General features: G+C 30.1%; 7 protein-coding genes. 3 read left to right on the top strand and 4 right to left on the bottom strand.

Going from position 1 to position 13,302, the window contains the following annotated elements; translation table 11 throughout:
• The first annotated feature begins 75 nt into the window (after positions 1–75).
• Both ACZ451_RS17250 and ACZ451_RS17245 read left to right on the top strand, forming a co-directional pair.
• The gene (locus tag ACZ451_RS17250) at positions 76–1,284 is read left to right on the top strand and encodes a serine hydrolase domain-containing protein (protein ID WP_464214653.1); all 1,209 of its coding nucleotides are present in this window, start codon (positions 76–78) and stop codon (positions 1,282–1,284) included.
• A 64-nt stretch (positions 1,285–1,348) separates the two neighbouring features.
• Positions 1,349–2,533, top strand: coding sequence for an alpha/beta hydrolase-fold protein (locus ACZ451_RS17245; RefSeq protein WP_464214652.1), 1,185 nt, complete (start codon positions 1,349–1,351; stop codon positions 2,531–2,533).
• A 132-nt stretch (positions 2,534–2,665) separates the two neighbouring features.
• Here ACZ451_RS17245 and ACZ451_RS17240 read toward each other — a convergent pair whose 3' ends face one another.
• Positions 2,666–4,972 carry an ATP-binding protein gene (locus tag ACZ451_RS17240; protein WP_464214651.1) on the bottom strand — a complete coding sequence of 769 codons (2,307 nt, stop codon included), beginning with the start codon at positions 4,970–4,972 and terminating at the stop codon, positions 2,666–2,668.
• A 413-nt stretch (positions 4,973–5,385) separates the two neighbouring features.
• Positions 5,386–7,116, bottom strand: a complete 1,731-nt coding sequence (locus ACZ451_RS17235; RefSeq protein WP_464214650.1) for a helix-turn-helix domain-containing protein — start codon at positions 7,114–7,116, stop codon at positions 5,386–5,388.
• A gap of 296 nt (positions 7,117–7,412) precedes the next feature.
• Here ACZ451_RS17235 and ACZ451_RS17230 point away from each other — a divergent pair, with 296 nt between their 5' ends.
• Positions 7,413–8,837: a serine hydrolase gene (locus tag ACZ451_RS17230; protein ID WP_464214649.1), complete on the top strand. Its 1,425-nt coding sequence runs from the start codon at positions 7,413–7,415 to the stop codon at positions 8,835–8,837.
• 11 nt (positions 8,838–8,848) lie between these two features.
• Here ACZ451_RS17230 and ACZ451_RS17225 read toward each other — a convergent pair whose 3' ends face one another.
• Together ACZ451_RS17225 and purL are read right to left on the bottom strand one after the other, a co-directional pair.
• The gene (locus tag ACZ451_RS17225; RefSeq protein ID WP_464214648.1) at positions 8,849–9,505 is read right to left on the bottom strand and encodes a mycothiol transferase; all 657 of its coding nucleotides are present in this window, start codon (positions 9,503–9,505) and stop codon (positions 8,849–8,851) included.
• 29 nt (positions 9,506–9,534) lie between these two features.
• Positions 9,535–13,233, bottom strand: a complete 3,699-nt coding sequence (gene purL / locus ACZ451_RS17220) for a phosphoribosylformylglycinamidine synthase (protein WP_464214647.1) — start codon at positions 13,231–13,233, stop codon at positions 9,535–9,537.
• Between the last annotated feature and the right edge of the window lie 69 nt (positions 13,234–13,302).

The raw sequence follows: 13,302 nt of genomic DNA, 5'->3' as shown, positions 1-13,302 counted from the left end.
ACAAAGACTAAAACAAAGTAATTCGTTAAATATAATTACCAACAAACATAACAGTACAAACTAAAATCCCAGAAAATGAAAAATACAATTTTTATTACATTATTAATTTTATGTTTCTCATGTAAGAACAATAGGAGTGTTAAGAAAGAAGTTAACAACGTATTAAACACTTCTTTACAAACTGAATTAGATAGTTTATATGATATTGGTGTTTTTAATGGATTTACAGCCACTATTGTGGACACAACAGGAATAGTTTATAATAAAGGATTTGGCTATGCAGATGTAGTTGCCAAGAAAAAATACACTGCAAATACAATTATTAATATTGCATCTGTTTCTAAAGTATTTATTGGAGTTGCACTTTTAAAAGCGCAAGAAATGAAACTTCTAGATTTAGATGATCCCATTAATAAACATTTGCCTTTTAAGGTAATCCATCCAGACTATCTAGATGAAGTCATTACAATTAGGCAATTAGCAACCCATACCAGTGCTATTATGGATACTGATATCTATATAGAAACATGTTATGTAAATAAAGATGATACTCCTATAGCTGAAAACCTTATAGAAAAATATGGTACATATTATCAAAATCCATCAAAAAATTGGATGCCATTAGCGGAATATTTAAATAAAATTTTACAGAAAGACGAAGTGTTTTACGATGCTTCTACTTTTGCAGACAGAAAACCTGGAGTTTTATATGAATATAGTAATATAGGAGCTGCTCTATGTGCTTTAGTGATAGAATCTGCTGCTAAAAAACCATTTAATAGGTTTACAGAAGAACACATATTTAAACCATTAAAAATGTCTTCAACTAGTTGGGTTTATGAAGAAGTAGATAGCACTAAGCATTCAAAACTATATGCCGATGATCAAGAATTACCTTATTATAAAATTCTTTCTTATCCAGATGGTGGACTTATTACTTCTAGTACAGATTTGAGTCAATTTCTAATCGACTTAATAAAGGGTTACTCTGGAAATGGGAATATTCTGAAACAAAATAGCTATCAAGAATTGTTTAAAGCGCAATTAGAACGAAAAGCTTTTTCAGAGCATAAAAATAAAGGATTTAATCTAGGTATATTTTTAGAATTAGAAGCTGATTATAATGTAATTGGACATACTGGTGGCGATCCTGGAACAAATGTTTTTATGTATTTTAATACAGAAACTAAAAAAGGGAGAATTCTTATTACAAATACTGATTCTAATAAAGAAAATAGTATGGATGTATTTTTGGGGATATGGAATACCCTCGATAAATATTAAAAAAAGTTAGTACTTAGCATCTAATTGAAAATTTAATGGCCTGAAATATAATATGGTAATTATTATGAGAAAACTTATTATTTTATTTACGCTATGCGTCTTTTCAAATATATCTTATGGACAAGTTCAGAAAGATATTATCATCGGAAAAAGATTTTCAATAAAATCTAAAATACTTCATTCAGATAGAGAAATTTCTATAGCACTCCCTGACACCTATGAAGATAATAATTATACAAACTACCCTGTACTATATCTTTTAGATGGCAAAAAGTATTTTCATTCTTTTTCAGGAGTAATTGGGCAATTAAGTAGTGATGCCAGTCCGCAGATTCCTGAAATGATTGTAGTAGGGATTACGAGCCAAGACCGAGTTAAAGATTCTTCTCCTACCAAATCATTAATTGGGTATACTGGTAAAAAAGAAAAAGGATATGAAGTTAGTGGAGGGGCAGATGATTTTTTAAAATTTATTAAAAAAGAACTAATCCCTTATATAGATAAGAATTACAGAACTAATTCTTATCGCACTTTTGTTGGGTATTCGTTTACAGGTCTACCTGTAGTACACGCTTTATTTTCAACTCCAGAGATTTTCAACTCTTATTTGGTTATTGATTTTAGTGCTTGGTGGGATAATGAAATAATGACAAAACGACTTAAAGATTTTTCTACAGCATATAAAGGTGCCAAACGAGATATCTTTTTCGCTACTGTAGATAGGGTATCTAATACGGTATTTCCTGAAAAGTATAATTCAGGATGGGCTTTTATTCAAGAATTTGAGCAAAATCCTCCTAATAATGTCAGTTTTGACTATAAAAAGTATCCCTATAAAGTAGAAAACCATCATTCTATGCCTTTGATTTCATTTATAGATGGCCTTAAATATATTTTTAGAGGTTATATGGTACATTATGATACCATGCTAACCAATCCAACTTTACTAAAAACACAGTTTTCTAAATTATCAGATAGGATAGGGTATCATATCTATTTACCAGAAGAGCTTATTAATTTTCACGGTTATTTATTTTTGTATAATCAACCGGATATTGAAAAAGCGCTTTTCTACTTTCATTATAATACTCAGAATTATCCTTTATCAAGCAATGCTTGGGATAGTTTAGCAGAGGCTTATAAAGTGAAAGGTGATAAAAAGAAAGCCATAACATTTTATGGTAAAGCATTAGAATTAGATCCGGAAAATATGGGAATAAGAAATAGATTAGATGAACTAAAAAAGTAAATTGGTATAATTATTACGCCACCAAGTAAATCACAAATTTCTAATTATAGAAAATAACAAATATAGCATCAAACATTAATTGATTAAGACATCAAATTTGTAAAATTGAAATTCCTTTTTGAACTTGAAATTCTATCCAGAATTTTTAAGTCTATTACGTTCACTACGTTTATCTATAAATAGATTTTCGACTATAGTTTGCTTAAATATGTCTATATCATAAGGTTTTAATATAATATCATTCATTCCAGATTCATAAATTTTATATTTCTGTTCTTCAATTTCTACTGCCGTTAAAGCAATTATTGGTATAATATTATTAAAAGTTCTTATCTCTCTGGAGGCTTCAATACCATTTTTTACTGGCATATTAATATCCATTAGAATCAAGTCATAATTGCCAGTTCTTACCATAGAAACAGCTTCTTCTCCATTTTCTGCAATATCACAATTTACATTAGACGTTTTTAAGATTTTTTTAGTGACTATTTGGTTGATACGATTATCCTCAACAATAAGGATGTGTTTTTTAGCTAATTGAGAAGTGTCTTTTATAGATGATGATGTCTCTTCTTCATTTTGTGAGGCAACTTTTAATTTTAAGTTAAACTTGAATGTACTTCCTTTTCCAGATTTACTTTCTAGAGCGATAGAACTATTGGCTTGTTTCAATAATTTTTTAACTATAGGAAGTCCTAAACCAGATCCTTGATATGTTTTAGTTGAAGAATTAATTTGAGTGAATTCATCAAAAATACCTTTAATCTTGCTTTCTTCAATTCCGGGACCATTATCTTTTATAGTAAACGCAATAGTAGCTTCTTCTTCATCTTTACTAACTAAATTGATCATAACATCAATAGTACCGTTTTCGGTAAATTTGCAGGCATTACCAATAAGATTCATTAGTACTTGAGAAAGCATAATTGAATTGCCTTTTAAGTACTTTGGTACATCATCACTTATTAAAAGTTTAATTTCATTTTTGTGTTGTAATCTTATATATTCAAATGAAAAAGTAATAGTGTTTATAAGGTCTTTAAGGTTAAAAATGGTTTCTTCTTTTGTAAAACCTTTATTATCAATCTTATTCATTTGAAGCAAATCATTTATCAATGCGAGCAGATAATTTGCAGAAAATTTAAGGGAATTTAAATCTTTTTCATGTTTTTTGAGTTCTACATTTTCTAATAAAATACTACTCAATCCAATAACACCATAGAGAGGAGTTCTTAATTCATGACTTACGGTAGCAAAAAACTTAGCTTTAGATTTTGCTAGTTGCTCACTCTCTTCTTTAGCAATTAAATACTGTTTGTTTTTAGCTTGTAAATCCTTAACAAGTATTTTTCTTTTCTTATATGCAAAATAGATAATGCATAATATGACAATAAGAAAAATACCTAATGCTAAAACACTAAGAAAAAGAATATTTTTACGTTCAGCTTTTTGGGTTAATAGTTGTTTTTCAAGTTCTTTAGATTTAATTTGATCTTTATAGCGTTCTACATTTAGTTTTGCTGATACTGCATCAGTAATATTTTTAGCCTCATCCTTATCCTTTTTTTCTTCGTAAACTTCTAATTTTTTATTTATTTGGTAGACCCCTTTATAATCTTCCTTCATTTCCAGGGCCTCTTTATAGCCCTGATACCCTTCTACAAGTGCATCAACAAAATCGGTGTTTTCACATATTGCAATAGTTTGTTTAAATTTTTCTATTGCTTTGTCTGGCTTGTTTAATAATAGGTACATTCGTCCCTCATTATGTAGATGACTTGCTTTATAGTGGGGAGGATTTCCAATTAGATTTAAATATACTTCAGTTTTTTGTATTTGAGACTTACTTTTTTCTGGTTGATTTGTTTCATTAAAAAGTCTTGCCAAATTATGGTGCATAACAAATAGACGAGTAGTGTCTTTTAACTGTTTTGCAATTTTTATACTTTCAAAATACTTATCAATAGTTTTATGTTTAAACCCTGGAGTATAATAATACACGCTTGCCAGATTACCTATTGCTCCTAATATGGCTACACTATCATTAGCTTTTTTTGCTTCTTCAAAAGATTTTAAAAATATTTTTTTTGCACCTGCTGTGTCATTTACACGCATCATCGTATGACCTATAATTGATTGTGCACTTGCAACATATTTGCTGTTACCAGTCTTTTTTGCAAGATAAAGACCCTTTTCTGCATAGATTAGAATTTGTACATAGCTAGATTTATAATGCTCGGTATTCATCCATTCAATCATCGCTTTAACATGTTCTGATAATTCTGATTGCGTAGAATCTTTTGAGATTTTTGGTAGAATTTCAGAGATGATCGTACTTTGACTATCTTCTAAGGTTAAATCTGGATTTTGATTCTGGCTATGTAAGGATATACAAATAAAACAAGCAAAAAGAATTAAAGCGCTATTTAAATGTTTCATAGTATAAATGTTTCCTTTTATTTCAATGAAAATATAACGTTAAACACGCATATTTATTACTTAAAGAATATTATTATTATTAATAAATGTGTTTTTTAAGATAAACCCTAAAAACAATACTTATTATATCAAACTCCTATTAATGGAGTCATTAAAGTAAGAAAAAGAATTGTAATTAAGAAGAATAAATTTAATTATGTAGTTATATTCTTTCAAATTAAAGATTATTTAATCTCCTTAATATTAATTTCTAAATAATTAGTTTATCAATATAATATGAAACAAATATTTTTTTAATGTTTTAATTTCTGAGGACTTAATTCTCCGAGGCTTGCCTGATATTATAAAGAAGAAAGTTTGAAATTAACACTAATAATTAGTGATAGTTATATAATTTTTTAAATAATATTTGATTAGTTTGTTGCTTTAAAAGATTCTTGTTTTTCAATTTGTTTCATAAAGAAAGAGGGATAGATACCTGTAGTTTTATAAAAAGATTTAGAGAATACTTCAGTAGAGTTAAACCCAACTTCATTTGCAATTGCTTTAATGGTGTACTTTCTAAATTTAGAGTTGTTTTTTAATTCTTCTACAGCATAGTTGATACGTAATTCATTAATGTAGTTGGTAAAGCTTTTATTTTTGTAGGTATTTATAACTTTAGAGAAATATTTGGAATTGGTATCTAGTTGTTTTGCTAAATTTGCTACCGTAAGATTCATTTTTAAGTACCCTTTTTTGCTTTCAAAAGTTTCTAACTTTAAAAGAATATCATTTATTGTCTTTTCAGAAACATCATTATTTTTTGATTGACCTGTTGTTGTTAAAGTAGTTTTTTTTGTTGCCGATTCTGTTTTTTTAAGTAATTCCTGAAAACGTTTCTTGTATAATTTTTGTTTTTTACGATTCCATAGAAATAGGAAAAGTAAGGAAATAAAAGAAACAAGGAAAAATACTATAGTTCTACTTTTACTCTTTTGCAAAGAATCAATAATACGTTGTTTTTCCAAAATTAAATTTGGAGTGGTGTATTCATTATTCATTTCTCGCGATAGATATTTAACGTTGTTATCCATTATACTATCAACAGCTAAAAGTCTATTAATATAAAAAAGTTGTTTTTTGTTATCGTTTTTTCTTTTGTAATACTGAATTAGAAACTCATAGTTTTTTCTTAAATCTGGGGGAAAATAATTTTCAGCAAAAACAAGAGAATCTACTTTTTTAATATGTTTAATAGCTAATTCTTGTTTTCCTTGTTCATCATAAATTTTTCCCAAATAATAATTTATAGTAACCTTGGCACCTATCCGAGTAGTCTTATTTTGAGTTACTTTTATTGATTTTTGGATGCTATCAAGACTCGATTTGTATTCTTTTTTTAAGTAATGTGTAATAGCTGAAGACAATAATATCCTATCGTAAAGAATGCTATCTTTGCTTTTTAAGCTTAATAGTGTAACTTTTTTATTAATAATAGAAGCTGAGTCAATCTTTTTAAAATGATTAAGGCCACTACTATATGCATATAATGATAATATATAATCATCTTCATAGCTTTTATCGTTAAGATATTTTTTTTCATAATAAGCAATTACCTCTTTTAAAATTTTTATGCTTTTCTCATATTCTCCTAAATTTTTCTGTAATTGAGCAAAAAGATATTTTATTTCATATTGTTGATCTTCATTGGTAGTAATATTTGTGTATGTATTAGCCTCTGCCAATTCATCCATCACTTTTTGATATTTACTTTGTGACCCATAGATATTTGCTTTAAGGATATGAGCTTTTGCTGGATGTATAAAGTCATTTTTATTTTTTGAAAAAGTAATGCTAGAGTCTAAATAAATTGTAGCCTTATCGTAGTTCGGAATTCTACAAAGCATTCTAGCAGTTAAGTAATACCCTTCGGCTCTTTTTAAAGTATCATTTTCTTTTTTTGCCTTTAAAAGATATGCTTCTGCATAAAGCTTTGCCATTTTAATATCATCTTTAGAATCTTCAAAGACTTCAAATAGGTTTTCATAGCTTTTATATATCAGTAATTGTGTGTCTTTTTTTAAAGCACTTTTTTGAGCATGAATTTGTTGGTAATTCAATATAACTAAGAAAAGAACAATGATAATTTTGATACCTTTCATTTTATAGATCACTATAATTTTAATTTATGAACTCTGAAATGTAATACTTTTTGAAAAATACCAATTAATTATCATTTAAATATCAATATGCATCTCTATGTATTGAAAAATCATTCACTTGAAATGGTATAATATTGATTATTAGCGATTTGTGTGATTTTGAAAAAACTTTTTTCATGAAATCACTAGTCTTAATTCATGGAAAATAGATAGTGTTCACTTGCATTTAAGTTGTGTTTTCTAATATGTTTGTGACAACTTAAATAAACGGATTTAAAAATCTATTACTAAAAATTATGAATTTAATTAATAGTCTTAAAAATATAACCTTCTGTATTCTTGTAACAGTTTTTTGTAGCTGTAATAGTGAAGGTGATACTTCAAAAAATCAATTTGAATTTGTTCAGGTTATAGATTCTTTAATGATAAAATCTTATGAAAGAGATTTATTTAATGGTAATGCGCTTATTGTAAAAAATGATACAATTGTTTATCAAAAATCATTTGGTTATACAGATGGTACCCAACAGATAAAATTAAACAGTAATTCTATTTTAAATACAGGCTCAATTGCCAAGCAGTTTAATGGTGTTGCCATAATGATGCTTCAAGAAAGAGGTTTATTAAACATACATGATACTATTTCTAAGTTTAATTTAGGATTGCCACATTGGTCTAATAAAGTTACCATTAACCACTTATTAAATTATGCAAGTGGCATACCAAGAATAGACCCTATAGAACCACCTAATGATGCTGAAGCATGGAAAATTATAAGAAGTGTTGATACACTTCTTTTTGAGCCAGGCACTCGTTTTTTGTATGACAATAGTAATGTGTTTTTACAAAGAAGAATTATTGAAAAAGTAACAGGCAAGTCATTTCAAGAATTTGTTACAGAAAATATCATTAAACCTTTAAAAATGACAAACGTAGTTTTTGACCCAAAAGCAAATTATCCAAAAAGAACTTCTTGTTTTGATTCTAATAAAGTGCAATGCCCAGAAATGAAATTTATTAGTGGTTGGTTATGGCTAGATATAAATGAATTGTACAAATGGGTTAATGCTATGAATTCTAATATGCTGATATCTCAAGAATCCTTTAATACCTTGCTTATAAATCCATATGCTAAAGATATGGCATCATCATTAGGCGAATATTTTGAAAAAGAGCAATTGCAAAGATATAATGGAACATCCTATAAATTTAGATCCATGTTATTAAATGATTTTAAAAATGACTTGACTATAATTTTACTTTCTAATAACGGTGGTCTTGCATTTGAACTTGGGGAAATGATACACAATGTGATATTAGGAAGAGAATTTGAAATTCCAAAAAAATCTGTTCGTAAAGCTTTGGAAAAGGTTTTTATGGAAGATGTAGCTAAAGGAATAGCGGCCTATCAAGATTTAAAACAAAAATATCCTGAGTTGTATAATTTTGATGAACAAGCTGAACTTAATAGATTAGGCTATACTTTATACAGACTTGAAAAAAATATAGATGAAGTGATTAAGTTTTTTGAGTTTGCAATTTCTCAATTACCTAATAGTGCTAACCTTCATGATAGTTTAGCCGAGATGTATTTTAATAACAAGCAATACAATTTAGCTTTGAAAAGCTATAAAAAAGCAATTGCATTAGGGGGGACTAGAGGTAATGCTAAAATGATGGTAGAAAAGATAGAACTTTTAAAGAAAAGCATTGCCAATTAATTTAATATTACTTATGAAATTCGGGACTTAATAAACTTAAACTGTCCGTTATGGTTAGACTCATGTTCGCAAACATGAAACCATTTACAGTAATTATTTGTTGGTCCCCATGGAAAATTATTGTCCACTGCCATTAACCATTTATCATCACGGTTTTTAAATTCTTTTAAAGTGTTTTCTCTTATTTCGGAAAGTTCATTTAAATAGAAATCGTAATTATTCCCTTTTATTTTTTTTCTTGCCGCTTCACCTAAACCAGAGGCTACAGACCATTTTTCGGAATCTTCTTTAGACCAGTCACCCCACGTTTTATTTTCAAATGTGTGAATTTGATAGAAACGCTCTGTAGCTGCTAAATGCATTAACATAGCACCAATACTATTTGCATTTTCGTCAACTAAGAAATCTAAATCTGATACGCTCATATTCCGTACTGGAGATAATATAACCATTCGCATCCAATTCATCATAGAGACTAGTGTTCCTATTTGAGGCGTATAACCTTCTTTAGGGCCAACAATATTAATATCACTTTCTTGAGTAAAATTACCCAAAGGTTGAAGGTGTGGAGCAGCCAGTAAGCTACTAGTACCGAAGGCACCTAAAGTTAATAAAGATGATTTTTTAATAAAATTTCTACGATTAACTGCATTGTTTTGATTGTCCATGATGAATATATTTTTCGTCAAATTAACACTTAATTCTCTAGAATCCAATTCTTTGCATTTACAAAAGCTGCTAACCAAGGCGAAACTTCATCATTTCTATCGGTAGGGTAGTGCGCCCAATTCCATGGAAAAATACTTCGCTCTATGTGCGGCATAGTTACTAAATGTCTACCTGTTTTATCACAAAGCATGGCCGTATTAAAATCACTACCATTTGGATTTGCAGGGTAAGCATCATAACCGTATGTACCCACAATATTATAATGATCTTCTGAAAGTGGCAAACTAAATTTACCTTCACCATGCGAAATCCAAACGCCAAGTTTGGCACCTTCTAAATTTGAAAGCATTACAGAATTATTTTTCTGAATTGCTACAGAAGTAAAATTACTCTCGTGTTTATGAGAATCATTATAAGTCATTTTACCATGCGTATGGTGGTCTGGATTGATAAGATCTAATTCCATAAATAACTGACACCCGTTACAAATTCCTATAGATAAAGTATCTGGTCTGGCAAAGAAGTTTTTAATAACGGTATTTGCTTTTTCATTATATTTAATAGCACCTGCCCACCCTTTAGCACTTCCTAGTACATCAGAATTAGAAAAACCACCAACGGCTCCTAAAAACTGTATGTCTTCTAAAGTTTCACGACCAGAAATTAAATCGGTCATGTGAACATCTTTTACATCAAAACCTGCTAAGTACATTGCGTTTGCCATTTCACGTTCAGAATTACTTCCTTTTTCGCGAAGAATAGCTGCTTTAGGTCTCCCTTGACTTTGTCTACGCTCAGTCACTGAATTTATTCCCTGAGCGGAGCCGAAGGGAACTACGGTTCCATCAAAGTCTATAGGGAAAATATACTGTAAAGGTTGCTTTTTATAATTATCAAACCTGTCTTTTGCTAATCCGTTAGCGGTTTGTTTGTTGTCTAATAAATAAGATGTTTTAAACCAGGTGTCACGTAGAGAAGAAATAGTTAAACCAAGTTCCATACCTGCATTTTTAATACTCAATGTAGGTTCTGAAGTAACCTCTCCTATCTTTTTAAAATCGATTTTAGCAGCACTTAATATAGCTTCAACAGAACTGTCTTTAGATTGAAAAACAATAGCACTATTTTCTGCAAATAATAGTTTAATACTGTCTGCTTCTCCTAAACTTGTTAAATCTAATTCTGCTCCTAAATCAATATCAGCAAAACACATTTCTAGTAAAGTTGTAATTAATCCGCCAGAAGCTACATCATGGCCAGCAACAATTTGGTCATTTTTAATTAACTCTTGTATGGTATTAAAAACTGTTTTTAAATATGCAGCACTTTTTACAGTAGGCGCTTCATTTCCTATAGCGTTTAAAATTTGAGCAAAAGAAGAACCTCCTAATTTATAAGAATCTTGAGAGATATTAATATAATAAATAGCACCACCATCTTTTTGTAAAACAGGTTCTACTACCTTGCTAATATTATTACAATTTCCTGCAGCAGAAATAATAACGGTACCAGGAGAAATTACATCACCGTCTTTATATTTTTGCTTCATGGAAAGCGAATCTTTTCCAGTAGGTACATTGATTCCTAAAGCTATAGAGAAATCTGATATAGCTTGTACTGCTTCATACAAACGTGCATCTTCCCCTTCGTTTTTGCAAGGCCACATCCAATTTGCAGAAAGTGAAACCGATTGTAAACCATTTTTTAAAGGTGCCCAAACAAGATTTGTTAGCGACTCTGTAATACTATTTTTACTTCCTGCCGACGGATCAATTAGTCCAGAAATAGGAGAGTGTCCAATACTTGTAGCGATACCTTCTTGTCCTTTGTAATCTAAAGCCATTACACCACAGTTGTTTAAAGGTAATTGTAATGGACCAGCACATTGTTGTTTAGCAACTTTACCACCAACACATCTATCTACTTTATTGGTTAGCCAATCTTTACAAGCTACAGCTTCTAGTTGTAAAATTTGTTCAAGATAATCATGGAAGAATTCTAAAGAATAGTCAGGGTTTTCATAATTTCTTTGAATAGTTTTATCTGTCATGATGGTTTTTGGAGAACTTCCAAACATATCTGCTAAATCAAAATCCATAGGTTTATCACCATTGGTTGCAGATTCAAAGGTAAATTTATGATCTCCAGTTACATCACCAACTTCATACATTGGAGAACGTTCTCTTTCGGCTATTCTACCGAGTAAATCAATATCTGTAGCACCAATAACAAGCCCCATACGTTCCTGAGATTCATTCCCAATAGTTTCTTTAGCAGATAGAGTAGGGTCTCCTACAGGAAGTTTATCTAAATCTATTTTCCCTCCAGTATCCTCCACTAACTCAGATAAGCAGTTAAGGTGACCACCAGCTCCATGATCATGAATAGAAACTATAGTATTGATATCACTTTCTACCATTCCACGAACTGCATTAGCTGCTCTTTTTTGCATTTCTGGGTTAGAACGTTGTACTGCATTTAATTCAATAGCAGAGCTTAACTCGCCTGTATCTGCACTAGAGACTGCTGCACCACCCATTCCTATTCTATAATTGTCTCCACCGAGAATTACAATTTTATCCCCTTTTTTTGGAGTGTCTTTTAGTGCTTGTTCAGTTTTTCCGTAACCGATTCCGCCAGCTTGCATAATCACTTTATCATAAGCAATTCGTCTACCTTCTTCTGAGTGTTCAAATGTTAATACAGAACCAGTAATTAATGGTTGTCCAAATTTATTTCCAAAATCAGAAGCTCCATTAGAAGCTTTTATTAAAATATCCATTGGAGTTTGGTATAGCCAATTACGTTCTGGCATTCCATTTTCCCATGTACGACTCTCTTCTAATCTAGAATATGCTGTCATATAAACAGCGGTTCCTGCTAAAGGCAAAGAACCTTTTCCACCAGCAAGTCTGTCTCTAATTTCTCCCCCTGCACCAGTTGCAGCTCCATTAAAAGGTTCTACGGTGGTGGGGAAATTATGCGTTTCTGCTTTTATAGAAATGACAGATTCAAATTCTTTTTCTTCATAATAATCAGGTTTATCTGCACTTTTAGGAGCAAATTGTATGGCTTTAGGTCCTTTTATAAAAGCTACATTGTCTTTATATGCAGAAACAATATCATTAGGATTTTCTTGTGACGTTTTTTTAATCAGTTTGAAAAGTGACGACGGCTTTTCTTTTCCATCGATCACAAAAGTGCCATTAAAAATTTTATGTCTACAGTGCTCTGAGTTTACTTGGCTAAAACCAAATACTTCTGAATCCGTAAGTTTTCTATCTAATTTTGTGGCAAGTTTTTCTAAATAGCTAACTTCTTCTTCACTTAAAGCCAAACCTTCTTTCTGGTTATAAGCAGCAATATCATTTATTTCTAAAATAGGTTCAGGATTAATTGCAACCGTAAACATATCTTGAGATAAACCATTGAATTTTTGTGAAATCATTGGATCAAAATCCGTAAAGTCTTTTTCAACAGTTACAAACTCTTCAATTCTAATGATCCCAGAAATACCCATGTTTTGCGTAATTTCAGTAGCATTGGTACTCCAAGGTGTAATCATTGCGGCACGTGGACCAACAAAAAAGGCGTCTATAGACGCCGTATTTATTTTAGCTTGGTTGCCAAACAACCAACTTAATTTTGAACTATTTTCTTCTGAAAATTCAGTTTCTGTCTGTACTGCAAAAACTTTAGTGCTGATATCCCCGAAAAAGTGAATCATGGAATGTATGTATTGTTAGGTTTTTGAAAGCGCAAATTTACGTTTTTTTAACCTAAAAAATCTATAGAA

It is taken from the genome of Allocellulophaga tsushimaensis (assembly GCF_055383085.1).
Note: the sequence above shows the minus strand (reverse complement) of the source record. Positions and strands in the feature narration are given on the sequence as shown.

Excerpts from the sequence above, each read along its gene's own strand:
- ACZ451_RS17250 (WP_464214653.1), top strand. The coding sequence starts at position 76 with ATGAAAAATACAATTTTTATTACATTATTAATTTTATGTTTCTCATGT.
- ACZ451_RS17245 (WP_464214652.1), top strand. The coding sequence starts at position 1,349 with ATGAGAAAACTTATTATTTTATTTACGCTATGCGTCTTTTCAAATATA.
- ACZ451_RS17240 (WP_464214651.1), bottom strand. The coding sequence starts at position 4,972 with ATGAAACATTTAAATAGCGCTTTAATTCTTTTTGCTTGTTTTATTTGT.
- ACZ451_RS17235 (WP_464214650.1), bottom strand. The coding sequence starts at position 7,116 with ATGAAAGGTATCAAAATTATCATTGTTCTTTTCTTAGTTATATTGAAT.
- ACZ451_RS17230 (WP_464214649.1), top strand. The coding sequence starts at position 7,413 with ATGAATTTAATTAATAGTCTTAAAAATATAACCTTCTGTATTCTTGTA.
- ACZ451_RS17225 (WP_464214648.1), bottom strand. The coding sequence starts at position 9,505 with ATGGACAATCAAAACAATGCAGTTAATCGTAGAAATTTTATTAAAAAA.
- purL (WP_464214647.1), bottom strand. The coding sequence starts at position 13,233 with ATGATTCACTTTTTCGGGGATATCAGCACTAAAGTTTTTGCAGTACAG.